Raw genomic sequence first — 23,608 nt, 5'->3', positions numbered from 1 at the left:
CCCACCCCCCGTGCACCTCCCCCGGCAGGGGTCAGGCGCCGGACTCTTCCCGTGCCGCGATCTCGGCCTTCACGGCCTCCTTGGCGGCCTTCTCGGCCTCCGCGATCTGGCGCTTGGCGGCCGTCGCGTAGATGTCGACGTACTCCTGGCCGGACAGCTTCATGATCTCGTACATGACCTCGTCGGTCACCGAGCGCAGGATGAAGCGGTCCCCCTCCATGCCCTGGTAGCGGGTGAAGTCGAGCGGCGCGCCGATCCTGATGCCCGGGCGCATCAGCTTGGGGACGACCTTGCCGGGCGGCTGGATCTTCTCGGTGTCGATCATGGCGACCGGGATCACGGGCGCGCCGGTGGCCAGGGCCACGCGCGCGAGGCCGCCGGGCTTGCCCCGGTAGAGCCGGCCGTCGGGCGAGCGGGTGCCCTCGGGGTAGATCCCGAAGAGCCCGCCCTTCTCGATGACCTCGATGCCGGCCTTGATCGCCGCCTCGCCCGCGCCCCGGGCGCCGGAGCGGTCCACGGGGAGCTGGCCGACGCCCTTGAAGAAGGCGGCCGTGAGCTTGCCCTTCACACCGGGCGAGGTGAAGTACTCGGCCTTGGCGATGAAGGTGACCTTGCGGTCGAGCACGGCGGGCAGGAAGAAGGAGTCCGAGAAGGACAGGTGGTTGCTCGCGAGGATCGCCGGCCCCTCGGCGGGAATGTTCTCGAGGCCCTCCACCCACGGCCTGAAGGCGAGCTTCAGGGAGCCGCCGAGGGAGAACTTCATTGCGCCGTAGATCAACTCGAGTACCTTCCGTGTGCCGTCGGACAGACCTTATCCCGCCTTTTCCCGCGTGCCCGCGCCGGTGCGGCCGAGGACGGGGCAGCTTCGTGGCTTCGGACCTGGGTTCGGACCTGGTCGGGTGTCGGTCCGGTCGCGTACCGTGAAGGCCTTCCCCTTTTTGCCCTCGCTTCGTCGAAGCCCCGCCCTCCGCGAAGCCGAACCCCCGAACAGGAGACCCCGGTGCCGGTCATTCCTGGAGCCGAGCCGTACCGCCACGAGGGTGGCAAGGTAGGCGTCCTTCTCTGCCACGGTTTCACCGGTTCCCCGCAGTCGATGCGCCCCTGGGCCGAGTACCTGGCCGAGCGCGGTCTCACGGTCTCGGTGCCTCTGCTGCCCGGGCACGGCACGCGCTGGGAGGACATGCAGCTCACCACCTGGCACGACTGGTACGCGGAGGTGGACCGGGAGCTGCGCGACCTGCTGGCCCGCTGCGAGCAGGTCTTCGTCTTCGGCCTCTCCATGGGCGGGGCGCTGGCGCTGCGGCTCGCGGCCAAGCACGGGGACGCGGTGCGCGGTCTGGTCCTGGTGAACCCGGGCAACAAGGTGCACGGCCTGGCCGCGCACGCGCTGCCGGTCGCCCGCCACTTCGTCCGCTCGGCGCCCGGCATCGCGAGCGACATCGCCAAGGAGGGTGCGGTGGAGGTCGGCTACGACCGGGTGCCGCTGCACGCCGCGCACTCCCTGCGCCAGTTCTTCCGGACCGTCGACGCGGAGCTTCCGCAGGTCACGCAGCCGGTGGTGGTGCTGCACAGCCCGCAGGACCACGTGGTGCCGCCGGCCGACTCGGCGCGGGTGCTCAGCCGGATCTCCTCCACGGACGTCAAGGAGATCCTGCTGGAACAGAGCTACCACGTGGCGACGTTGGACCATGACGCGGAGCGGATCTTCGAGGAGAGCTGGGCCTTCCTGGGCCGGCTCGCTCCGGACGTCGTCGGGGAGAAGGGGAGCACGAGCGGTGGCTGAGCAGCAGGACGGGGAGCGCGACCCGCAGCCCATCGACGAGGAGGCGGCCTGGGCCGCGATCGTCGCCGGGTACGGCGAGGAGCCGGCGGACCCTCCGGGCGCGAAGCCGTTCCGGTCGGTGGAGGACCTGGCGCTCCCGGAGCCGGTGGACGGCGAGGACGACACGGACGCAGAGGACTCCGACAAGGAGTCCGACGACGAGTCCGACGACGAGGACGAGGACGACGACCGGGACGGGCCCGCGAAGCCCGCGCTCGGCAGCTCGATCGTCTTCGCGCCCGGCGTCGGTGTCGGCGTGGGCGGCGGCGGTCCCCGGGACTACGAACTGGCGGACCCGGACGCCGAGCCCGACGGGACGGACGCGGCCGACGGGAAGAAGACCGGCAGGGCGAAGAAGGACGAGGACGACGGCGAGGGCCACTTCGTCCCGCCGGAGCCCCCGCCCCTGCCGGAGGCGGACGCGACGACGAAGTTCGCCTGGCTGGGCGTGGTGGGCGGCCCTGTGCTGCTGCTCCTCGCCGTCCTGCTCCAGTGGGACATGACCTGGTGGCTCACGACGGTGTGCGTGGGCGGCTTCCTCGGCGGCTTCGCGACGCTGATCGCCCGGATGAAGCACGACGACGATGACGACGGCTACGACGACCCGGGGCGCGGCGCGGTGGTGTGAGCCCCGCGCCCGCCCGTACGGCTCCCCGCCTCAGGAGGCCGGGAGCCGTACGGCGGCCAGGACCGGCAGGTGGTCGGTGGCCGCGCGCAGGTCCGCCGGGTCGAGGTCCTGGGGGACGCCGCAGCCGAGGAACTCGACGTCCTGCGTCGCGAGGATCGCGTCGATGCGCTGGTGCGGGTCGGCGGACGTCGAGGTGTACTCGCCGCCCCAGGGACTGACCGCCCAGCCGTCCTGGAGCTCCTTGGCCAGCCGGGTGAAACTCCGGCCGCCGGGGCGCTCGTTGAGGTCTCCGGCCACGAGGGTGTGCGGGGTGTCCATCCCGGCCACCCGGTCGAGGACCATCCCTGCCTGGGCGTACCGCTCCTCGCCCTGCAGGCTCAGGTGGCAGCTGATCAGGCCGACACGGGCGCCCGCGAACCGTACGACGGCGGTGGCGAGGCCACGCCGGTGGAGGCCGGGGGTGAGCGGCAGGAGCACGTCCTCGGTCCGTTCGACGGTGGCCCGCAGCGAACACATCAGGAGCGGTCCGGCGGCCGTCGCGCCGCCGCTGAGCAGGACGAGTTCGCTCTTGGCCGCAAGCCGGGCCGCGTGTTTGCGCCAGCGGAAGAACCGCGGCGCCTCCTGGACGAAGACGAGATCGGGCGCGCAGGCCGTGATGACGCGGGCGAGGGCGTCCTCGTCGTCCCGCATCGAACGGATGTTGTAGCTCAGGACCCGGACGACGGCCGAACCGTCCGCCTCGGTGCGGGAGTTGGGCAGCGGGGTGATCGCCATACCCGGCAACATACGACACCCGCCCGCCGCTTCCCCCTGGGACGCGACGGGCGGGTGGACAAGCCGTGGAAAGGCCCCTACCCCTGGCGGGCCAGGTCGGCCGCACCGACGAGACCGGCCTTGCCGCCGAGCTGGGCGGCGAGGACCTGGGCGTGCGGACGCCACTGGCCGCCGATCAGCCAGCGGCGGAAGGACTTCCGGATCGGTTCGAGGACCAGCTCGCCCTCGTCGGAGACCCCGCCGCCGACGATGAAGGCGGACGGGTCGAAGAGCGACGCGAGGTCCGCGAGGCCGGCGCCCGCCCAGCGGGCCAGCTCGCGGAAGGAGTCGACGGCCACCGGGTCGCCCGCGCGGGCCGCCTGGCTGATGTGCTTGCCCTCGATGGACTCGGGCGTGCCGTCGCCGAGGCCGAGGAGGATCTCCGCGCGCTCGGGCGTGGCGTTGGCCCGCTGCTTGGCGTAGCGGACGAGGGCGCGGCCGGAGGCGTACTGCTCCCAGCAGCCCTGGCTGCCGCAGCCGCACAGCAGCCCGTCCGGGACGACCCGGATGTGGCCGAACTCGGCCGCGACGCCGAAGCGGCCGCGGCGCAGCTTGTTGCCGATGATGATGCCGCCGCCGAGGCCGGTGCCGAGGGTGATGCAGATGACGTCCTCGTGGCCCTTGCCCGCGCCGAACTTGTACTCGCCCCAGGCCGCCGCGTTCGCGTCGTTCTCGACGACGACCGGCAGGCCGACCCGCTGCTCGACCTTGTCCTTCAGCGGCTCGTGCCGCCAGTCGATGTTCGGCGCGAAGAGGACGGTGGCGCGCTTGTCGTCGACGTAGCCCGCGGCACCGATGCCGACGGCCTCGATCTGATGGCCCTTGCCGGCCTCGGAGACAGCGGCGCAGATCGCGTCGACGATGCCTTCGGGGGTCGGCGGGGTGGGCACCTTGTGCGTGTCGAGGATGTTGCCCTCCTCGTCGACCACGCCGGCCGCGATCTTCGTGCCGCCGATGTCGACGCCGATGGTGAGTCCCATGTGTCCCTCAGTATTCGGTCGAGCCCCGCTAGGGCCAACCGTACCCGAGGGGGCCGACCGAACTGATCAGTCCAGGTCGATGGGGCGCCCGGGTCCGGGCCCCTCGCCCTCGGTCCCGGGGTCCTTCGGGGTGTCCCGCGCGCTCCGTTCGCCTCGCGGGTCGTTCGGCTCGTCACGGGTCCAGCGGGTCTCGTGGCCCTCGACCGCCGAGCGGTAGGCGGCGAGCAGTTCGTTCCCGGCGGCCGCGAGGTGGTCGAAGACCTGCGGGTTGCGCTCGATGATCGGCTCGACGGCGGCCTTCGCCTGGTTGACGAACTGCTGCACGGTGCCCTGGGCGGCCATGCCCGCGAGCGGGCCGCGCAGGGTGGAGAACTTGTCGGCGACGGCGTCGAAGAGCTTGCGGAACTCGTCGGCGGCCGAGCCGGGCTCCCCGCCGGCGGCACGGCGGCGGGCCCTCTCGGCCTCCAGGTCCTCGGCGCACGCCTTGGCCCAGGCGTCCGAATCGCTCATGGCGTACTCCTTAAGGCTTATACCGTCGACGGTACACGCCCTCAGGGGGCCTTCGGCCAGAGACCGGCGTCCGGGGCGAACCTGACCCTGAGGTCGCCGTCGACGAGCCCCGCCCCGGCGACCGTGCAGCGGCGCAGGGCGGCCGGGAGCGGCACGCTGCGGCGGAACGGGCCGACGGCGAGGAGGAGTTCGTCACCGCGCCGGACGAGGGACAGCTCCTCCTTGACGGCGCCCGGCAGCGGGACGTGCCAGACGAGGATGCCGTCCTCGGCCCTGCGGTCCTCGACCGTCCAGGCGGGCGCGGGCGCGGGTTTCGTGTCGACCGCGAGCAGGGCGAGGTCCTCGGCGCCGCGCGGGTCCCGGCCCAGGTGCGGGAGGACGTGCACGGCTCCGTCGTGTCCGGTGCGGAGCCGGTCCAGGTGCTCGTGCTGCTGGGCGGTCAGGGCGGCGAACCAGGGGTCCTGGGACTCGGCGGGGAGCAGCTTGTTGGCGACGACGGTGTCGAGGGCGAGCCCGTGCAGGGCGAGGCCGAGGCGGGCGGTGCGCAGGGTCTCGGTCGCGGCGGGGCCCGGCTCGACGACGAGGCGTACGGCGGTGGTGGGGGCGTCGACCACGGCCTGGACGGCGGCGAGCTCGGCCTCCCAGCGGGCGGTCGTCTCGTAGAGCCACTGCGCGGGCATGGGGACACCGGCGAGCTGGGCCAGCATGGGGCGCAGGGCGCGGGCGGCCTGCCGTTCGGGCGGCAGGAGGCGGCGGAGATAGCGGCGCAGCTGCTCGGGCAGGGCGAGCAGGGCGAGGGCGTCGTGCAGGGGTGGCAGGTCGACCACGACGAGGTCGAGGTCGGGCCGGGCGGCGGCGTCGCGCAGGGCGCGGAGCAGGGCGAAGGGGGCGCTGCCGGGGAGTTCGGTGAGTTCGGCGTCCTCGAAGGGGGCGGCGCCGAGCAGGTCGAGGGCGGTGGCGGAGCGTTCCTGCAGGGCGAGGAACTCCCGGCGGAAGTCGGCGCCGGGGGTGGGGCGCAGGACGTCCACCCCGAGGCCGTGCTCGGCGTCCGCCGAGACGAGCAGGACGCGTCGCCCGGCTCGGGCCTCGGCGAGCGCGGTGGCGGCGGCCACGGTCGTCCGCCCGGCTCCGCCGGCCCCGGTGACTAGCAGGATCCCCATACGGCGGAACGTTACCGGTAGGGCCGGGAGGGGACGGACGGTCGCCGTCCCCGGGTGCCCGACCTACTCGCCCGACTCCACGCGCTTCTTCAGGCCCGCGAGGGCGCGGTCGATGATGACCTTCTCCGCCTTGCGCTTGATCATGCCGAGCATCGGGATCTTGACGTCGACGGTGAGCTGGTACGTCACCTCGGTACGCGTGCCGTCGCCCGCGGGGGCGAGCTGGTAGGAGCCGTCGAGGGCGCGGAGCATCTGGGACTTGACCAGCGTCCAGGAGACCTCGTTGTCGCCGGTCCAGGTGTACGCCAGCGTGTGGTCGTCCTTGATCGCGCCCGCGTCGAGCAGCAGGCGGACCTTCTCCGCGCGGCCGGCCTCGTCCTTCTCCAGGACCTCGGCCTCCTTCACCTCGCCCGTCCACTCGGGGTAGCGCGCGAAGTCGGCGATGACGCTCATGACGTCGGCCGGCGCCGCCTCGATGGTGATGCTCGAGCTGGTGTGTTCGGCCATCGTGGTGGCTCCTCCACTGTGCGGTCCGGCGGAAGTCAGGACGGCACGAACGTGCCGACTCGAAGGCTATCGCGCCCTCACCGGCGCCCCGTCACCACTCCAGCGTCCACGGCCGGCCCGTCGCCGCGAAGTGGCCGACGTTCACGCACTCGGTGGCCGCGACCCGCATGCGCCGGGCCAGCGGCTGGTGGACGTGGCCGAAGAGGGCGTACCGGGGCCGGGTCCGCCGGATCGCGTCGAGCAGGGCCCGGCTGCCGCGCTCGAAGCGGCGGGCGACCGTGTCGTACGTGAGTTCCGGGACGTCCGGGGGGATGTGGCTGCACAGCACGTCGACCTCGCCGAGCGCCTCGACCTTCGCCGCGTACTCCTCGTCGGAGATCTCGTACGGGGTGCGCATCGGGGTGCGCAGTCCGCCGCCCACGAAGCCGAAGACCAGGCCGCCTATCTCGACCCGCTCGCCGTCCAGGACCGTGGTCCCCGGGCGGGCGTACTCGGGCCAGAGCCCGGGGATGTCGACATTGCCGTAGGTCGCGTACGTCGGCGTGGGGAAGGCGGCGAAGAGCTCTTCGTACTGGCGGCGCACCGCCCCCTCGATCGCGGTGTCGCGGTCGACGGCGAGCTCGGACCAGAGGCGCCGCCCGAGGTCACGGGCCTCGTCGAAGCGGCGGGCGGTGCGCAGTTCGACGATGAGGTCGGCGTTCTCCACACCGAAGAGGTCGGGGAAGATGCCCCGGCTGTGGTCGGCGTAGTCGAGGAAGAGCACCAGGTCACCCAGGCAGACCAGGGCGTCGGCCCCCTGCCCCGCCTTGGCGAGGGCCCCGCTGTTCCCGTGCACGTCGCTCACCACGTTGATCCTCATGCCGTCAGCGTAGGGCGTCGGACCTGCGGTTACTTCCGAGTCCCCAAAGCTGTGGACTACTGTGCGCGAAGCACCGCCACAGCTGTGTGACGCACGGAACATCTGACCAGGACCCCCTATCGGGAACCCAGTACTGATGGGTAACGTCCGGGCAGTCCAGTTGTGCTCACCCCACTGAGCACCTGCGATCTTGGACCGCACCGGTGCATCACACAGAGCCGTGGCGCCGGCGCCCGATGAGGAGCAGCAGTCTTGCGCGAGTTCAGCCTTCCGGCCCTGTACGAGGTCCCCTCGGACGGCAATCTGACGGATCTCATCCGCCGCAACGCCACTCAGCACCCCGATGTCGCCGTGATGGGACGCAAGGTCGCGGGCGTCTGGACGGACGTCACCGCAGCGCAGTTCCTCGCCGAGGTCAGAGGGGCCGCGAAGGGACTGATCGCGGCGGGCGTGGAGCCGGGCGACCGGGTCGCCCTGCTGTCCAGGACGCGGTACGAGTGGGTGCTCCTCGACTTCGCGATCTGGAGCGCGGGCGCGGTGACCGTGCCGGTGTACGAGACCAGCTCGCCGGAGCAGATCCAGTGGATCCTCGGCGACTCGGGCGCCACGCTCGCCCTGGTCGAGTCCGCGGCCCACGCGGAGTCGGTGGAGTCGGTGCGGGCGGGGCTGCCGGCCCTGAAGGGCGTCCGGCAGATCGAGGCGGACGCGGTCGCGCAGCTCACGGCCGAGGGCGCGGAGATCTCCGACGAGCTCCTCGACCAGAGGATGTCCGCCGCGAACGCGGACGACCCGGCGACGATCGTCTACACCTCGGGCACCACCGGCCGCCCCAAGGGCTGTGTGCTGACGCACCGCGCCTTCTTCGCGGAGTGCGGGAACGTCGTGGAGCGCCTGAAGCCGCTCTTCCGCACCGGCGAGTGCTCGGTGCTGCTCTTCCTGCCGGCCGCGCACGTCTTCGGGCGGCTCGTCGAGGTCGCGTCCGTCATGGCGCCGATCAAGCTGGGCTGCGTCCCGGACATCAAGAACCTGACCGACGAGCTGGCCTCCTTCCGGCCGACGCTGATCCTGGGCGTGCCGCGCGTCTTCGAGAAGGTCTACAACTCGGCGCGGGCCAAGGCCCAGGCGGACGGCAAGGGCAAGATCTTCGACAAGGCCGCGCACACGGCGATCGCGTACAGCCGGGCGATCGACTCGCCGCAGGGCCCGTCGTTCGGCCTGCGGCTGAAGCACAAGATCTTCGACAAGCTGGTCTTCTCCAAGCTGCGGGCGGTGCTCGGCGGGCGCGGCGAGTACGCGATCTCGGGCGGCGCGCCGCTGGGTGAGCGGCTCGGCCACTTCTTCCGCGGGATCGGCTTCACGGTCCTGGAGGGCTACGGCCTGACGGAGTCGTGCGCGGCGACCGCGTTCAACCCGTGGGACCGGCAGAAGATCGGCACGGTCGGTCAGCCGCTGCCGGGCTCGGTGGTGCGGATCGCCGACGACGGCGAGGTGCTGCTGCACGGCGAGCACATCTTCTCGGGCTACTGGAAGAACGAGTCGGCGACGGCCGAAGCGCTCGCCGACGGCTGGTTCCACACCGGGGACATCGGCACCCTCGACGAGGACGGCTACCTCGCGATCACCGGCCGCAAGAAGGAGATCCTGGTGACGGCGGGCGGCAAGAACGTCGCCCCGGCGGTCATCGAGGACCGGATCCGGGCGCATGCGCTGGTCGCCGAGTGCATGGTGGTCGGCGACGGTCGGCCGTTCGTCGGCGCCCTTGTCACGCTGGACGAGGAGTTCCTGGGCCGCTGGGCCTCGGAGCACGGCAAGCCGGCCGGCTCGACGGCGGCCTCGCTGCGCGACGACGCGGACCTGATCGCGGAGGTCCAGCGGGCGGTGGACGACGGCAACTCGGCGGTGTCGAAGGCCGAGTCCGTGCGGAAGTTCCGCGTCCTGCCCGCGCAGTTCACGGAGGAGGCGGGCCACATCACGCCGTCGCTGAAGCTGAAGCGGAACGTGGTGGCGAAGGACTTCGCGGACGAGATCGAGGCGATCTACCGCGCGTAGCGCGGAACCCGGACGTGAGGGCCCCCGGCGCAGTGCGCCGGGGGCCCTCACGTCTCTACAGCAGTTCCTTCAGGCGCTCCGCCAGGAGGTCCCAGCGCCAGCGGTCCTCGACCCACTCGCGGCCGCGGGTGCCCATGCGGCGGCGCAGTTCCGGGTCGAGGAGGAGGGTCGCGACGCGCTCCGCCGACTCCTCGGGGGCGTCGCCGCGGACGACCCAGCCGGTCTCGCCGTCCAGGACCGCGTCGGGCGCGCCGCCCGAGTCGCCCGCGACGACCGGGAGCCCGGTGGCCGAGGCCTCCAGGTAGACGATGCCGAGGCCCTCGACGTCCAGGCCGCCCCTGCGGGTGCGGCAGGGCATCGCGAAGACGTCACCGGCGCCGTAGTGGGCCGGGAGCTCCGCCCACGGCACCGCGCCCGTGAAACGTACGGAATCGGCCACACCGGTCTCGGTGGCGAGCCGGTGCAGGTCCTTCTCGTACGGCCCGCCCCCGACGATCAGCAGGACCGTGTCCGGCACCCGGCGCAGGATCTCCGGCAGGGCCCTGATCAGCGTGTCCTGGCCCTTGCGCGGGACGAGCCGCGAGACGCACACGACGACCGGGCGGTCGGTGAGCCCGAGCCGTTCCCGTACCGCGTCACCGCCCGAGCCCGGGTGGAAGGTCTTCTCGTCGACGCCCGGCGGGAGCTGGACCATCCGCCCCGCGGCGGCCGGGGTCAGCGCCCCGGCGATCCGCGAGCGCGTGTACTCGCCGAGGTAGGTGAGCGTGTCCGTGCCCTCGCCGATCCGGCGGAGGAGCTGCCGCGCGCCGGGCAGCTGGGCCCAGCCCGCCTCGTGGCCGTGCGTCGTCGCGACGAGCCGGCGCGCGCCCGCCCGGCGCAGGGCGGGGCCCATGAGACCGAGGGGCGCGGCCGCCCCGAACCAGACCGACTCGCAGCCGTGCTCGCGCAGCAGCGCGGTGGCCCGGGCGGTGACCCGGGGCGTGGGCAGCAGCATGGTGGTGCGGTCCCGCACGACCGTGAAAGGCTGCTCGGCGTCGAACGCGGCGGTCGCCTCGATCCCCTCACGGCTGCGCTTCCAGGTGGAGGCGTAGACCACGACCCGCTCGGGATCCAGGCGCAGCGCCATGTTGTGCAGGAAGGCCTGGATTCCCCCGGGCCGGGGCGGGAAGTCGTTGGTTACGATCAGGGTCTTGTGCATCGTCGCCGAATGTACGTGACGGCACCCCCCGCCCGGCAACACCACCCCTCCGCCCGCGCGGACCGAACAGACCGACCGACGGATTGGACGAGTCAGGAATGACGGGCGTACTGGGTACGGCTGCCGAGCGCGCGAGAAGGAACCCCGATCTGGTCTGGGCGGTCACCCGGATCGTCCTGCTGCTCTGCGTCTTCAAGGTCCTCAGGGTCCCGGGACCCGACGTCACCAGCGACATCGACCAGATCTACCGCGGCTGGTTCGAGGTGCTGCGGACCGGCACGTACCCGCTGGACGACGTGACCTGGCAGTACCCGCCGCTCGCGGCCGTGGCGATCCTCTCCCCAGCGCTGCTGCCGTTCCTGGACTACGCCGCCGCCTTCTTCGTGCTCGCCTTCCTCTGCGACGCGCTCGTCTACGGACTGCTGCGGTACACGGGACGGCGGCGCGGCCGCAGCCCGCGCGGTGCGTGGGTCTGGATCGCGGGCGTGCCGCTGCTCGGCCCGACCGCGTACGCCCGGTACGACCTGATGGTGACCGCCGTCGCGGTGGCCGCGCTGCTCGCCGCGGCGCGGCGGCCGGCCGTGCTCGGGGCCCTCGCGGGCCTGGGGGCGATGCTGAAGGTCTGGCCCGCGCTGCTGCTCGCGGGCACCCCGCGCGGCCGTGCGACGCTCCGCTCCTGGCCCGCGGCGGCGGGCTCGGCGGCGGGACTGCTGCTGCTGTGCGTCCTCGCGGCGCCCGGGGCGCTGGCGTTCCTGAACTTCCAGCGGGACCGGGGCACGGAGGTCGAGTCGCTCGGCGCGCTCGTCTTCCATCTGGCCCGGTACGTCGGGTGGGACGGCGAGGTGCGGATGAACTACGGCTCGATCGAGTTCCTCGGGCCGTACGTCTCCTCCGTCTCGACCGCGGCCATGGCCCTGACCTTCGCCGCCTTCGGCTGGCTCCTGGTGTGGCGGATCAGGGCCCGGGCGTTCACCTCGTCGACGACGGCGGACGCGGCCTTCGTCGCGGTGCTGCTCTTCACCACGACGAGCCGGGTGATAAGCCCCCAGTACATGATCTGGCTGGTGGGGCTCGCCGCCGTGTGCACGGCGTACCGGGCGAGCCGGATGCGCCGGCCCGCGCTGCTGGTGCTGTGGGCGACGGCGGTGACCCAGCTGGAGTTCCCGATCTGGTTCTCGCACGTCACCGACAGCGACCCGCTGGGGGTCACGCTGCTGCTCGTACGGAACGGTCTACTGGTCGCCGCGTCGGTCTCGGCCTGCCGCGTCCTGTGGCGGCAGACGGTGACCGAGCCGCGCCTCACCCCGCTGTCGATCCCGGCCCAGCGGGAACCGCTGCGGGCGGCTACCCCAGCCGCTGCCGCAGGTACGCCCGCCAGTCGTCGGTGAACTCCTCCGGGGTGGTGTCGAGGACCTCGGCGAGCGCCTTCTCCACCGCGCCCTCGCGCTGCGGATGGGCGCCCACCGCGCGGTAGAAGTCCCGCAGTTCCGGCTCGCCCCAGCGCTCCGCGATCATCGCGCACGCGAGCCAGCCGCCCTCGTACGCGCGGGCCAGGGCGTCGGCGTCGCCGCCGAAGGCGAAGGCCTTGTCGTCGGGCAGCGCGGCCGGCAGGTCGCCCGCGCGGACCGCCCGGCGCAGCTCGGGGGCGGCCTGCGCGGCCGTGCGGCCCGTGTCGCGGTACGCCACCCAGTCGGCGAGGCCCTCCGAGAGCCAGACCGGGGTGGCCGCGGAGGTCGCGGCGCGGGTGGCCACGTGGGTCGTCTCGTGGGTGAGGACCACCTGCTGCCCGAACTCCCCCAGCACGCCGTACGCCTCGGGGTTGACGATCACCCGGTCCGCGGGCGCGTCCGGGCCGCCCCCGACCTCCCCGGTGGTGACGGCCGCCATCCCCCGGTACGAGGAGGCCGGGGCTCCGAGCAGGCCTCCCATGCCGTCGAGGGTGGCCGGGACGAGGACCACCACCCGGCGCGCCCACTGCCCGGGCCAGGCCGCAGAGACCGCGGGCACGGCCCGGTCGGCGTACGCCGCGACGGCCTTGAGGCGCTCCTCCGACTGCCCGACCCCGAGGACGAGACTGTGCCTGCCCCGTACGGTCTCCACCTCGCCCTGCTGCCAGAGCTGCTGCGTGGCGCCCTCTGCGGGCCGGTCGGCGGTCACGTACCAGCGGCCGTCCCGCTCGGTCAGGTCCAGGACGCGTTCGGTGGTGACGGGCCCCGAGTCGTAGCCGTCGATCCGGTAGCTCAGCTCGGCGCGGGCGGTGGCCCGGTCCTGCCCGGAGCGGTCGACGTCCTTCAGGCGGTAGCCCCAGGAGGCGAGGGGCACCTCGGCGAGCCGCTCGAACTCAGCGAGGGCGGCGGGCGCGTGGGCGGGGTCGAGGGCCACGGCGTAGGCCGCCTCGTCGCGGGTGAGCAGCGCCCGCGCGTGCCGGTCGAGGAGCGTGCGGATCTCCTGGGGCGCGGGGTCGACCGGCCCGGGGGCCGCGCACCCGGCGAGGCCGAGCAGCGCCGTCAGCAGACAGGCCGCCGCCGTCCGCCTCGCACCACGCCCCTGACCTGCCACGCTCCCGATCGTACGGGCAGCCGGGCGGACAGGTGTCCGGTCAGACCCGCGTCACCGTCACGTGGGACATCATCCCCACGGGGTCGTAGCGCACCCGGGCGCCGGGATAGGGGGCGTGGATGACCTGTCCGTTGCCCGCGTAGATCCCGACGTGGCTGGCGTCGCTGCGGTACGTCACGAGGTCGCCGGGCTGCGCCTGGGAGAGCGGCACCTGGCGGCCGGCGTGGCGCTGCGCCTGCGAGGTCCGCGGCAGGCTGATCCCGGCCTGCCGGTACGACCAGACCATCAGGCCCGAGCAGTCGAAGCCGGACGGGCCGGTCGCGCCCCACACGTACGGCTTGCCGATGGCGCCGCGGGCGGCGATCACGGCGGCGGCGGCCCGTGAGGAGGCCGGGCCGAGGTCGGCCATCGGCGGCAGCTCCTCCAGTCCCTCGCGGCCCGAGCGGGAGGCGCGGCCCTCGAAGTCGGCGCGCTCCTCGGCCGTCAGCGACTGGAGCAGCCGGCGGGCCTCGGCGAGCTTCCGCTCGACGGCTCGCTTGTGCTGGGCGACCTGGGTGCGGCTGAGCTCCAGCTCGGCGAGGAGCCGGGTGGCCTCGGTCCGCTGCTGGTGCAGCCGGCGCTGCTCCTGCTGGAGCCGGCCGAGCGCGAGGCCCTGCCGGGCGGCCACCCGGTCGAGGACGGAGGCGCGTTCGAGGTAGGAGTCGGGGTCGGAGGAGAGCAGCAGGGCGAGGGCCGGGTCGATGCCGCCGGAGCGGTACTGGGCCCCGGCGACCGAACCGAGCGCGTCCCGCATGCGGTTGACCCGCTCCTGGCCGCGCGCCACGCTGTCCCGGGCCTGGGCGACCGTCCTGCGCAGCCCGTCCGCGCGCTCGTCGGCCTTGTTGTAGCCCTCGGTGGCCCGTTCGGCCTCCTCGAAGAGCCGGTCGACCGTGGCGCGCGTCGTCTCCGGGGTGCCGCTCGGGTCGGCGCTCGCGGGGACGGCGCCGAAGGCCGTCGCCGCGGTGGCCGCGGCGGCGGTCAGGACGGTGACCCTGGCGGGTCGTCGGTGGGACGCCACGTATCGCGCTCCGTTCGCTGGTGGCCCGGAGGTTGCCCGGACCGGCGCGGCAGACAGTAGCCGGTGATCACTCCCCGTCCAACGAAGCTCTCGGGCACGCAAAGTGACGCCCCGCCGGAGACCACAAGGTCACCGGCGGGGCGTCACGTCAGCGAAGGATGCGACGAACCACCCGATTGGGCGTGGAGTCGCGAGGGTCGTACGTGTCAGATGCGGACACCGAACTGGAAGGTGCCCATGTAGCTCATCGACTCGTAGCGGACCACGGCGCCCGGCTTCGGGGCGTGCAGGATCGTGCCGTTGCCCGCGTACAGACCCACGTGCGAAAGGCCGTTGAAGAAGACCAGGTCGCCCGGCTTGAGCTGGCTGCGGCCGATCTTCACGCCGTCGTTCTGCTGGGTGTAGGTCGTGCGGGTGAGCGTCACGCCGGCCTGGCGGTAGGCCCACTGGGTCAGACCGGAGCAGTCGTACGAGTTGGGGCCCTCGGCGCCGGACACGTACGGCTTGCCGAGCTGGGTGGCGGCGGCGCTGAGCGCGGCCGCGCCGCGCTGGGAGGCCGGCACCTCGTTGCCGAGGTTGACCCGCTCGCCGGCGGCGCGGCTGGCGCGCTGCTCGTCCTGCTGGATCTTGGCGCGCTCGGCGGCGGTGAGGGTGTTGAGCAGCTTGCGGGCCTCGGCCAGCTTGCCCTGGTAGGCCTTCTTCTTCTCGCCCAGGGTCTTGCGGACGTCCTCGAGGTCGGCAAGCTTCGTCGTCGCCTCGGCGCGCTGCTGCGCGAGGGTGCGCTGCTTGGCCTGGATCGACTGGAGCACGTCGGCCTGCTTGGCGCCGAGCTGGTCGATCGCGGACGCCTTGTCGAGGTAGGTGTCCGGGTCGGAGGAGAGGAAGAGCTGGAGCGCCGGGTCGATGCCACCGGAGCGGTACTGCGCGGAGGCGACCGAACCGATGCTGTTGCGCAGGGTGTTGAGCTCCTGCTGGCCGCGGGCGACCTTGTCCTGCAGGGTGCTGATCTCGCCCTGGAGCTTGCCGCGCCGCTCTTCGGCCAGGTTGTACTGCTCCGTGGCCTCTTCGGCCTCGTGGTTGAGCTTGTCGACCTTCGACTTGACCTCGTCGATCTTCGGCTTGGGAGCCGCCTGGGCACCGGTCTGGGCGGTGAGCGCAACGGCAGCGGCGGCGGTGACGCCGAGCACGGTCACACGGGTGCGGCTCGGCTGCTTGGGTCGACGGTGGGACGCCACGAAGGCGAGCTCCTTCTTCCTCGAGCCGCCCAACCGAACTGCGTCAGGCGGTCCCTCCGCCTGACATCCCGGATGGATGATCAACCGCGCGAAGGTTCGAGGCCCGACCCTAGTGACCATCTTGTGATCAGTTCAAATCCTCATGGGCAAAATCTCGCTCACAGGGCACATTATTTACACGCACCACACGGGCGGTAAGCGGCACTTGACCCTGCGCCCTCCAGAATCCGGGCATTACGCCCAGGACTTGCGATCCCTCACGACATGCGCGAAAGCCGCTTGAGCAACAAGGCGGACGCGACGGGCCGCGCACCGGCCTTGGCGACCCCGTCGGCGACCTCGCGGTCGGTGGAGACGACCACGACCGGACGGCCCGGCGGCTCGGCGCGCACCAGCTGGCGGATCAACTCGTCGGCCGTGACACCCGGCTTGGAGAACAGCACCCGCACCCCGCGCGGCGGCGCGAGGAGGACCGGGGCGGCCAGCTCGGCCCCGTCGAAGACACAGGTGACCTCGGCGCCCGAGCGGGCCGCGAGGGCGGAGAGCCCGCCGAGCAGCCGCAGCCGCTGCTTCTCCAGCGGCATGGTCGGGTAGCCGGTCTTGGTGACGTTGTAGCCGTCCACGACCAGATGCGTCTGCGGGAGCGCCAGGAGCTGGTCGAGCAGGGCCGGGTCGGTCTCGGAGAGCGCGCGGGCCGCGATGTCCTTCGGCGACATCCGGCCGGGCTCCACCGCGTCGACGGTGTCGGCGGGGTGCACGGAGACGGGCGGCAGGGCCAGTTCGCGCCGGAGCCCCTGGGCGGCGTCGAGCACGGTGTCGAGCAGCAGCCGCAGCCGCATGTCCTCGACGGAGCGCCCCTCGCGCGCGGCGCGGCGGCTGGCTTCGAGGGCCGCCTCGACCTCACCGAGCCGGGCCTTGAGCCGGCGGGTCTCGCTCTCGGCGGCCGAGACCTGCGCCGCCGCGTCGGCCCTGATCGTGTCGATCTCGGCCTGGGTCCTGCGCAGGGCCGCCTCGCCGCGCTTCACATCGCTCTGGGCGCTGCGCAGCTTGCGATGAAGCGATTCGGCTTCCTTGCGGGCCGCCTCCAGATCGTGGCGCAGCTGCTCCGTCTCCACGCGGCCGCGGTCCTTCGCGGTGGCGACCTCCTCGCGCAGCCGCTCCAGCTCGCGCCGGCCCGCCTCGTCGGCCCGCTCGGCGTCGGCCCGCTGGGCCTCCTCACCGGCGGCGGCGACCAGCTTGACCCAGCCGACCGGGCGCAGCACATAAGCGGCCGCGGCGACGTCGACGGGGTCGGCGGCGGCCGGCGGGGCGCCGGTCTCGACGGCCCCGGCCAGCTCGGGCTGCGCCTCCTTGAAGCGCTCGCCGATCCGCTGCCGGAAGAGCGGATCGCTCTCCAGGGCGGCGGCCATCGCGTTGCCGGCGAACTTGGCCCGCCGGCTGGCGGTGAAGCGGGCGTACTGCCGCAGGGGTGCCGGAAGTTCGGCGACCGTCAGCCCGCCGAAGGCGTCCGAGACCAGCGCGACGACCCTGCGCCGCACGCCGTCCGGCAGCGGGCGGTCGAGCGCCTCGGCAGCGTCACCTGCCGCGCCGGCCGGTTCTCCACCGTGCGCGGGCTGCTCCACGATCCGTCACCCCATTGTCATTCGCACCGCTCCGTCAGGAAGCCGTGCCGGGCCTGTCCACCAGTTCGATCTGGTCCACCGCGTTGCACCAGCGGCAGCGGACCGACTCGATGGTCTCACTGACCACCTCGCGCTCCTCGACCTTCGGCTCTCCCGCGAGATCCAGATGGACGTACTCGACGACCTTCGAGGAGCGGGTCACATCGAACCTGGTGAGATTGCCGCAGAGAGTGCAGCGCCAGCGGGTCTCGGCGGTCGGCAGGGGAACCGTCGTCATCGTGCCGTCCTCTTTCATGTGCGTCATGCGAGTGCGGGTGCCGCGGTGCGCCGTCGAACCGCTGAGGTACAACGCGTAACCCTACGGCCTTGCGCGTACCCCGTGTCGCGGCGAGGCACTCTGTCCAGTTCGGCACCGTTACGCCATGATCTGTCCATGATCGATTGGCGGCGGATCGACTGGCGGCGGACGGCCGTCGGCACCTGGCGGGGTTTCCGGACCGGGCCCACGGTGACGTACGCCCTGATCGGCGCCTGCTGCCTGGTGTTCCTGATCAGCCCGGTCTCGGGCCTCAATCCCGCGTACGGGACCGGGGACGCGGTCCTCGCGGCGCAGAGCGCGTACTTCCACCGCTGGGGCGTCGTACCGGCCGAACTGATGGGCGGCGGGCCGCCGCGCACCCTGCTCACCCCGCTGACCGCCCTCTTCGTCCACGGCAGCTGGCTGCACCTGCTGGGGAACATGCTCTTCCTCTACGTCTTCGGCGCGATGACCGAGGACCGGATGGGCCCGCTCGCCTTCGGTGTCTTCTACCTGGGCTGCGGCTATCTGGCCCTGCTCGGCTACGCGGCGGCGTACGCGGACAGCGAGCAGACGCTGGTGGGGGCCTCGGGGGCGATCTCGGGGGTGCTCGGCGCGTTCCTCTTCCTCTTCCCCCGCTCCCGGGTGACCAGCCTCTTCCCCTTCCTGCTCTTCCTTCCGCTGCGCTTCCCCGCCTGGATCGTGCTGGTCTTCTGGTTCGTGCTGCAGTGGCTGGCGGCCCGCGCGGCGGGCGCGGGCCCGGGCGTGGCGTACCTGGCCCATGTGGTGGGCTTCGCCGTCGGCTTCCTCTACGCCTGGGGCCGCTACCGGGGTGGGGATACAGTGAGGACCCCAGCCGCGGCGACCGAGGGAGAAAGCCAGCCGTGATCACCGCGATCGTGCTCATCAAGACCAGCGTGGACCGCATCCCCGAGATCGCGGAGTCGATCGCCGCGCTCGACAGCGTCAGCGAGGTCTTCTCGGTGACCGGTACGTACGACCTGATCGCCATGGTCCGTGTGCCCCGGCACGACGACCTGGCGGACGTCATCCCCGGCCGGATCAGCAAGATCCCGGGCGTCGAGGCGACGGACACGCACGTCGCGTTCCGTACGTACTCGCAGCACGACCTGGAGGCGGCCTTCGCCATCGGCCTGGAGTCCTGACTCCGGGGGCGACGTCCCGCGGCGAGGTCCCGCGGCGAAGATGAAGGAATCCTCATCGGGGCCTCATCCTCGCCGGCGCCCGCGCGCGCGAGCCTGATCCCATGTCCTTCACCCATCGCTTGGCCACGCTCGCGGCCGTCGTCGCCATCCCGCTCGGGATAGCGGCGACGAGCTACGCCCTGACCGACGAGCCCGAGGCGCCCCGGGTGCCGCCGGCCGTGGAACTGAGTACCGCGCCGAGCGCGCCGGCACCGACGCCCGCACCGCCGACGTCCATGCCTCCGTCAGGCGGGACGGCGTCCTCGACCCCGCCGCCGTCCGACGCGGTCGTGCCCGGGCCCTCGGCCACCGGCGACGACGATGACGACCTCCGTGACGAGGGCTGACCACCGGGTGTCCGCCCGCGTCCGCATCCTGCTCTGGCTGCTGCTCGTGATGGCCGTGGCCCTGGCCGCCGTCGCCGTGACCACCCGCTCCATCCTGCTGCGGGACGTGGACCACCGCATCAACCAGCTCCTGACCCAGGAGACCGGCGAGTTCGCCAACTTCGTGGCGCAGGGCGTCGACCCCGCGACGGGCGGCCCGTTCACCGACCCGGACGCGCTGCTGCGGGTCTTCCTCCAGCGCCAGTACTCCGACCCGGACGAGGAACTCCTCGGCCTGGTCGGCCCGCCCGGCCAGGGGCTCCGGGTGATCCGGCAGTCCCGTGACCTGCCCGCCTCCCTCGCCCTGCACCGCGACCGCCCCTCGCTCGACGCCATCGCCGTCTCCGGCGACTCCTCGGGGCGGCTCGACCGCCCGCGCGGCGAGGTCCGCTGGGCGAAGGTGCCCATCAGGAGCGGGGCCGCGCGCGGGGCGGCCTTCGTGGTCGCCTTCCACGCGGACCGCGAGCGGGCCGTCGCCGACGAGGCGTTCCGCGCGCTGCTCGCCATATCGGGGCTTGCGCTGCTGATGACGATCGGGATCGGCTGGGCGGTCGCGGGCCGCATCCTTGCACCCGTACGAGTGGTACGCGCGACCGCCGCCGAGCTGACCGAGCGCGATCTGACCCAGCGGATCCCCGTCCAGGGCCGGGACGACATCGCCGCGCTCGCCGAGACCTTCAACGCGATGCTGGACCGGCTTGAACAGGCGTTCGCCGGGCAGCGCCAGTTCGTCGACGACGCCGGGCACGAACTGCGCACGCCCATCACCATCGTGCGCGGCCATCTGGAGCTGATGGGCGAGGACCCGGCCGAACAGCGCGAGACCGTCCGTCTTGTGACCGACGAGCTGGACCGGATGAGCCGGATCGTGGAGGACCTGCTCCTCCTCGCCAAGGCCGAACGCCCCGACTTCGTACGCACCGAGACCGTCCAGCTCGCCGAGCTGACCGCGGACGTCTTCGTGAAGGCGCGGGCGCTGGGCGACCGCGACTGGGTCCTGGACGGGGTCGCCGACCGGCCGGCCGTCCTCGACCCCCAGCGGATCACCCAGGCCATGGTGCAGCTCGCGCAGAACGCGGTCCAGCACACCGTCGCCGGCGGGCGGATAACGATCGGCTCGCGGGCGGTCGAGGACCGGATCGAGCTGTCCGTCGCCGACCGCGGGCCGGGCGTACCGGAGCGGGACGCCGACATCATCTTCGAACGGTTCCGGCGCGGCACCGCCCGCCGGGGCGCCAGGACCGGCGGCGCCGGGCTCGGGCTCTCCATCGTCAAGGCCATCGCCGAGGGCCATCGGGGCGGGCGCGTCGAACTGCGCCCGACCGAGGGCGGCGGGGCCACGTTCGTCCTCGTCCTCACCCTCCAGGAGTCGCCGTGAACCGCATTCTGATCGCCGAGGACGAGGACCGGATCGCCTCCTTCGTGGAGAAGGGGCTGCGTGCCAACGGCTTCACCACCACGGTCGCCGCCGACGGCGACACCGCCCTCGCCCGGGCCGTCTCGGGCGGCTTCGACCTGATGCTCCTGGACATAGGACTGCCCGGCCGGGACGGCTTCACCGTGCTGCGGGAACTGCGCGAGGCCCGGGTGACGCTGCCGGTCATCGTGTTGACGGCCCGTGACTCCGTACGGGACACGGTGGCCGGCCTGGAGGGCGGCGCGGACGACTGGATGACCAAGCCGTTCCGCTTCGAGGAGCTGCTGGCCCGGATCCGGCTGCGGCTGCGCACCGCCGCCCGCACCCCCGAGGTCACCGTGCTGCGCGGCGGCGAGGACCTGAGTCTCGACCTGCGCACCCGGCGGGCCAGGGCCGGGGAGCGGACGGTGGATCTGACCGCCCGTGAGTTCGTGCTCCTCGAACTCTTCCTGCGCCACCCGGGCCAGGTGCTCTCGCGGGAGCAGATCCTCTCCCACGTCTGGGGCTACGACTTCGACCCGGGCTCGAACATCGTGGACGTGTACGTCCGGGCGCTGCGCAAGAAGCTCGGGGCGGAACGCCTGGAGACCGTACGGGGCATGGGGTACCGCATGCCGTAGCGGGATGCCCCCGCCGTCCGCGTGAACCTTCCTTCATGACGGGCTCATGGCCGGCTCACCTCCGGCCCGGAGAGTGGTTCGCGTGAACCTCTCCCTCCGCCAGGCGGTCTGGCTCTGCCTGGCCCTGAGCCTCTGCGCCGTGCTCGCCGTCCCCGGCACCGCCCCGGGGCTCGGCGGCGAGGCCCGGCTCACCCTGGCCGTCTTCGCCCTCGCGACCTGTGCCTGGATCGCCGCCCCCGTCGAGGACACCTATGTCGCCCTCGGCGCGGGGCTCGCGCTGACCGCGACCGGGGTGATCAGCGCGGACACCCTGTTCGGCACCCTCGGCGACGCGACGATCTGGCTGCTGATCTGCGCGTTCGTCCTTGCCGCAGCCGTGACGAGGACCGGGCTCGCCGGGCGGGCGGCCGCCTTCCTGGTCAGCGGCGCCAGAACCGTACGGCAGCTGGTCCATCTGACCACCGCCGCCCTGGTGGTGACCGCGTTCGCGGTCCCCGCCACCTCGGGCCGCGCGGCGCTCGCGCTGCCCGTCTTCCTGGCGCTGGCCCAGGTGCTCGCCGAGCGGCGCCGCCTCGTGGTGATGCTGGCGCTGCTCTTCCCCACGGTCGTCCTGCTGTCGGCGGTGGCCACGCTGATCGGCGCGGGCGCGCACCTCATCACGGTGAGCCTGCTCCTGGACCGGACCGGTGAGCCGATCGGCTTCGTGGAGTGGCTGGTCCTCGGCCTGCCGCTCGCGGTGGTCTCCTCCCATCTGGCGGCGGAGACCGTCCTGCTGACGACGACGGGCCGGGCGGACCGGCGCGAGCCGGTACGGATCACGGTCGCCCGGCTCCAGGAGCACTCCCCCACCCCCGTGTCGGGTCCGCTGACCACGGCGGAGACCCGCTGTCTGCTGCTGCTCGGCACGGTGGTCGCGCTCTGGTGCTCGGAGCCGCTGCACGGGGTGTCGCCCGCGGTCGTCGCGCTGATCGGCGCGGTGGTGGCCTCCTCGCCCGCGCTGGGGACGGTACGGCTCAAGGAGGGGCTCGGGTCGGTGCCCTGGCCGATGCTCCTGTTCATGGCGGCGACCACGGCGATGGGCGTGGCGCTCGTCGACTCCGGCGCGGCGGGCTGGCTGGTCGGTGGCCTTCCGGTGGACGGGCTGCCCGCCTGGGCGTTCCTCGCCGCCGTCGTGGTGATCGGCACCGCCGCGCACCTGGTGCTCCAGTCGCGCTCCGCCCGCTCCTCCGTCCTCGTGCCGCTCGTCATCGCGGCGGCGGTCGCCGCCGGGGTCAATCCGGTGGCCGCCGCGCTGGCCTCGACGGCCGCCGCCGGCTTCTGCCACACCCTGCCGTCCTCGGCGAAGCCGGTCGCGCTCTTCGCCGAACCACCGGACGGCGTACCCGGCTTCACCCCGCGTCATCTGCTGCGGCTCTCCGCCGTGCTCGCCCCGCTCAGCGCCGCGCTGGTGCTGTGCTTCGCCCTCTTCGTCTGGCCGCTGTTCGGCGTGCCCGTCCTTCTGGAGTCCCAGCCATGACAGTCCCGGCCATGACCTTCCGTATCGCCGTCGCCCCCAGCGGATTCAAGGAGTCCCTCTCCGCCCCTCAGGCCGCCGAGGCCATCGCCGAGGGGGTGCGCAGGGCCTGTCCGGACGCCGTCCTCGATCTGATCCCGCTGGTCGACGGCGGTGAGGGCACGGCGCGGGCGCTCGCGGCCGCGACCGGGGGCACGCTGGTGCCCCGGGTCGCGACCGGCCCGCTGGGCGCACCCGTCCGGACCCACTTCGCGCTCCTCGACCACTCCTCCGCGGTGGTCGAGATGGCGGCCGTCGCGGGCCTCTCGCTGGTGCCGCCCGGCCGGCGCGACCCGGGCGGCACGACGACCTTCGGGGTCGGCGAGCTGATCCGGGCCGCCCTTGACGCCGGGGCGCGCCGCGTCCTGATCGGCTGCGGCGACTCCGGCACCTCGGACGGCGGGGCGGGTGCGCTCCAGGCCCTCGGCGCCCGGCTCCTGGACGCCGAGGGGGTCGAACTCCCCCTGGGGGGAAGCGCGTTGAACCGGCTCGACCGGATCGACGGTACGGGCCTCGACCCCCGGCTCGCCCGGACCGAGCTCCTCGTGGCCTGCAATCCGTACAACGTGCTGTGCGGCGAGCGGGGCGTGGCGCGAGTCTTCGGCCCGCAGAAGGGCGCGAGCCCGGAGCAGGTCGAGGAGTTGTCGGCGGCCCTGGAGCGGTGGGCCGCCGTCCTGGGCCGCGACCTGCCGGGCCCGGTCGAGCTGCGGACGGCTCCCGGCACGGGCGCCTCGGGCGGCCTGGGCGCTGGGCTCGCCGCGCTCGGCGGCCGGCTGCTGCCGCGGTTCGAGGTGCTGCTCGACCGGATCGACCTGGATGCCCGACTGGCCCGCGCCGACCTGGTCATCACGGCCGAGGGAGCCCTCGACGGGCAGACCGTGCGGGGCAAGATCCCGGCCGAGGTGGCCCGCAGGGCCAAGGCCCACGGCGTCCCCGTGCTCGCGCTCGCGGGCACCCTCGGCCAGGGCGCCCACCACGTCCGGGCGGTGGGGGTGGACGCCTACGGCTCGATCCTGCCCGCCCCGGTGGCCCTGCCCGAGGCGCTCGACCGGGGCGCGGAGTTCCTCGCCGACGCGGCCGAGCGCGCCCTGCGGATGGTCCTGGTGGGCACCCGACTCGCGGCGTGAAGGC

24 protein-coding genes are annotated in these 23,608 nt (G+C 73.1%); 11 read left to right on the top strand and 13 right to left on the bottom strand.

Annotation, left to right across the window (positions count from 1 at the left end):
* Positions 1 to 31 precede the first annotated feature (31 nt).
* Positions 32 to 778, bottom strand: a complete 747-nt coding sequence (locus AB0E14_RS20545; protein ID WP_362419668.1) for a lysophospholipid acyltransferase family protein — start codon at positions 776 to 778, stop codon at positions 32 to 34.
* Between the two features lie 222 nt (positions 779 to 1,000).
* Between AB0E14_RS20545 and AB0E14_RS20540 the strand changes: the two genes are divergently transcribed.
* Both AB0E14_RS20540 and AB0E14_RS20535 read left to right on the top strand, forming a co-directional pair.
* The gene (locus AB0E14_RS20540; protein WP_362419665.1) at positions 1,001 to 1,783 is read left to right on the top strand and encodes an alpha/beta fold hydrolase; all 783 of its coding nucleotides are present in this window, start codon (positions 1,001 to 1,003) and stop codon (positions 1,781 to 1,783) included.
* Positions 1,776 to 2,450, top strand: a complete 675-nt coding sequence (locus AB0E14_RS20535) for a hypothetical protein (protein WP_362419662.1) — start codon at positions 1,776 to 1,778, stop codon at positions 2,448 to 2,450. Before AB0E14_RS20540 ends, AB0E14_RS20535 begins: the two co-directional genes overlap by 8 nt.
* A gap of 30 nt (positions 2,451 to 2,480) precedes the next feature.
* Here AB0E14_RS20535 and AB0E14_RS20530 read toward each other — a convergent pair whose 3' ends face one another.
* From AB0E14_RS20530 to AB0E14_RS20505, 6 genes are all read right to left on the bottom strand, one after another.
* Positions 2,481 to 3,224 (bottom strand): endonuclease/exonuclease/phosphatase family protein, encoded by a 744-nt coding sequence (locus AB0E14_RS20530; RefSeq protein ID WP_362419659.1) that lies wholly within the window; start codon positions 3,222 to 3,224, stop codon positions 2,481 to 2,483.
* Between the two features lie 77 nt (positions 3,225 to 3,301).
* A complete protein-coding gene (locus AB0E14_RS20525; protein ID WP_362419656.1) occupies positions 3,302 to 4,243 on the bottom strand; it encodes an ROK family glucokinase in 942 nt (313 codons plus the stop codon).
* Between the two features lie 66 nt (positions 4,244 to 4,309).
* Positions 4,310 to 4,753 carry a DUF5304 domain-containing protein gene (locus tag AB0E14_RS20520; protein WP_362419653.1) on the bottom strand — a complete coding sequence of 148 codons (444 nt, stop codon included), beginning with the start codon at positions 4,751 to 4,753 and terminating at the stop codon, positions 4,310 to 4,312.
* Positions 4,754 to 4,794: 41 nt separating this feature from the next.
* Entirely contained in the window at positions 4,795 to 5,913 is a 1,119-nt protein-coding gene (locus AB0E14_RS20515) for an ArsA-related P-loop ATPase (RefSeq protein WP_362419650.1), read from the bottom strand.
* A 63-nt stretch (positions 5,914 to 5,976) separates the two neighbouring features.
* Complete coding sequence (locus AB0E14_RS20510; protein WP_362419647.1) at positions 5,977 to 6,420, bottom strand: SRPBCC family protein; 444 nt, start codon at positions 6,418 to 6,420, stop codon at positions 5,977 to 5,979.
* A 91-nt stretch (positions 6,421 to 6,511) separates the two neighbouring features.
* The gene (locus AB0E14_RS20505; protein ID WP_362419644.1) at positions 6,512 to 7,279 is read right to left on the bottom strand and encodes a metallophosphoesterase; all 768 of its coding nucleotides are present in this window, start codon (positions 7,277 to 7,279) and stop codon (positions 6,512 to 6,514) included.
* 252 nt (positions 7,280 to 7,531) lie between these two features.
* Here AB0E14_RS20505 and AB0E14_RS20500 point away from each other — a divergent pair, with 252 nt between their 5' ends.
* A complete protein-coding gene (locus tag AB0E14_RS20500; RefSeq protein WP_362419641.1) occupies positions 7,532 to 9,328 on the top strand; it encodes an AMP-dependent synthetase/ligase in 1,797 nt (598 codons plus the stop codon).
* Positions 9,329 to 9,383: 55 nt separating this feature from the next.
* Here AB0E14_RS20500 and AB0E14_RS20495 read toward each other — a convergent pair whose 3' ends face one another.
* On the bottom strand, positions 9,384 to 10,526 hold the full coding sequence (locus AB0E14_RS20495; RefSeq protein ID WP_362419638.1) for a glycosyltransferase family 4 protein: 1,143 nt from the start codon (positions 10,524 to 10,526) through the stop codon (positions 9,384 to 9,386).
* A gap of 98 nt (positions 10,527 to 10,624) precedes the next feature.
* On the opposite strand from AB0E14_RS20495, the gene AB0E14_RS20490 reads away from it, so the two are divergent.
* Positions 10,625 to 11,914 (top strand): glycosyltransferase family 87 protein, encoded by a 1,290-nt coding sequence (locus tag AB0E14_RS20490; protein ID WP_362419635.1) that lies wholly within the window; start codon positions 10,625 to 10,627, stop codon positions 11,912 to 11,914.
* Here the strand turns inward: AB0E14_RS20490 and AB0E14_RS20485 are convergent.
* The 5 genes from AB0E14_RS20485 to AB0E14_RS20465 form a co-directional block, all read right to left on the bottom strand.
* Positions 11,871 to 13,085, bottom strand: a complete 1,215-nt coding sequence (locus AB0E14_RS20485; protein WP_362419632.1) for a hypothetical protein — start codon at positions 13,083 to 13,085, stop codon at positions 11,871 to 11,873. The two genes, AB0E14_RS20490 and AB0E14_RS20485, sit on opposite strands and share 44 nt — an antisense overlap.
* A gap of 40 nt (positions 13,086 to 13,125) precedes the next feature.
* Positions 13,126 to 14,142, bottom strand: a complete 1,017-nt coding sequence (locus AB0E14_RS20480) for an NlpC/P60 family protein (protein WP_362419629.1) — start codon at positions 14,140 to 14,142, stop codon at positions 13,126 to 13,128.
* A 206-nt stretch (positions 14,143 to 14,348) separates the two neighbouring features.
* Positions 14,349 to 15,377 carry an NlpC/P60 family protein gene (locus tag AB0E14_RS20475; RefSeq protein ID WP_362419626.1) on the bottom strand — a complete coding sequence of 343 codons (1,029 nt, stop codon included), beginning with the start codon at positions 15,375 to 15,377 and terminating at the stop codon, positions 14,349 to 14,351.
* Between the two features lie 257 nt (positions 15,378 to 15,634).
* Complete coding sequence (locus tag AB0E14_RS20470; protein WP_362419623.1) at positions 15,635 to 16,999, bottom strand: NYN domain-containing protein; 1,365 nt, start codon at positions 16,997 to 16,999, stop codon at positions 15,635 to 15,637.
* A gap of 34 nt (positions 17,000 to 17,033) precedes the next feature.
* Complete coding sequence (locus AB0E14_RS20465) at positions 17,034 to 17,276, bottom strand: hypothetical protein (protein WP_260228851.1); 243 nt, start codon at positions 17,274 to 17,276, stop codon at positions 17,034 to 17,036.
* Between the two features lie 156 nt (positions 17,277 to 17,432).
* On the opposite strand from AB0E14_RS20465, the gene AB0E14_RS20460 reads away from it, so the two are divergent.
* The 7 genes from AB0E14_RS20460 to AB0E14_RS20430 all read left to right on the top strand — a co-directional run bounded on the left by AB0E14_RS20460 (position 17,433) and on the right by AB0E14_RS20430 (position 23,604).
* Positions 17,433 to 18,185, top strand: coding sequence for a rhomboid family intramembrane serine protease (locus AB0E14_RS20460; protein ID WP_362419620.1), 753 nt, complete (start codon positions 17,433 to 17,435; stop codon positions 18,183 to 18,185).
* Positions 18,182 to 18,463, top strand: coding sequence for an Lrp/AsnC ligand binding domain-containing protein (locus tag AB0E14_RS20455; protein ID WP_017238849.1), 282 nt, complete (start codon positions 18,182 to 18,184; stop codon positions 18,461 to 18,463). Before AB0E14_RS20460 ends, AB0E14_RS20455 begins: the two co-directional genes overlap by 4 nt.
* 101 nt (positions 18,464 to 18,564) lie before the next feature.
* Entirely contained in the window at positions 18,565 to 18,849 is a 285-nt protein-coding gene (locus AB0E14_RS20450; protein WP_362419617.1) for a small hydrophilic protein, read from the top strand.
* Complete coding sequence (locus tag AB0E14_RS20445) at positions 18,824 to 20,266, top strand: ATP-binding protein (protein ID WP_362419614.1); 1,443 nt, start codon at positions 18,824 to 18,826, stop codon at positions 20,264 to 20,266. Before AB0E14_RS20450 ends, AB0E14_RS20445 begins: the two co-directional genes overlap by 26 nt.
* The gene (locus AB0E14_RS20440; protein ID WP_362419611.1) at positions 20,263 to 20,925 is read left to right on the top strand and encodes a response regulator transcription factor; all 663 of its coding nucleotides are present in this window, start codon (positions 20,263 to 20,265) and stop codon (positions 20,923 to 20,925) included. Before AB0E14_RS20445 ends, AB0E14_RS20440 begins: the two co-directional genes overlap by 4 nt.
* Positions 20,926 to 21,007: 82 nt before the next feature.
* Complete coding sequence (locus tag AB0E14_RS20435; protein WP_362419608.1) at positions 21,008 to 22,441, top strand: SLC13 family permease; 1,434 nt, start codon at positions 21,008 to 21,010, stop codon at positions 22,439 to 22,441.
* Positions 22,442 to 22,452: 11 nt separating this feature from the next.
* Entirely contained in the window at positions 22,453 to 23,604 is a 1,152-nt protein-coding gene (locus tag AB0E14_RS20430) for a glycerate kinase (protein WP_362419605.1), read from the top strand.
* The last annotated feature ends 4 nt before the right edge of the window (positions 23,605 to 23,608 follow it).

Source organism: Streptomyces sp. NPDC047981 (genome assembly GCF_040653315.1).
Lineage (GTDB): Bacteria > Actinomycetota > Actinomycetes > Streptomycetales > Streptomycetaceae > Streptomyces.
Note: the sequence above shows the minus strand (reverse complement) of the source record. Positions and strands in the feature narration are given on the sequence as shown.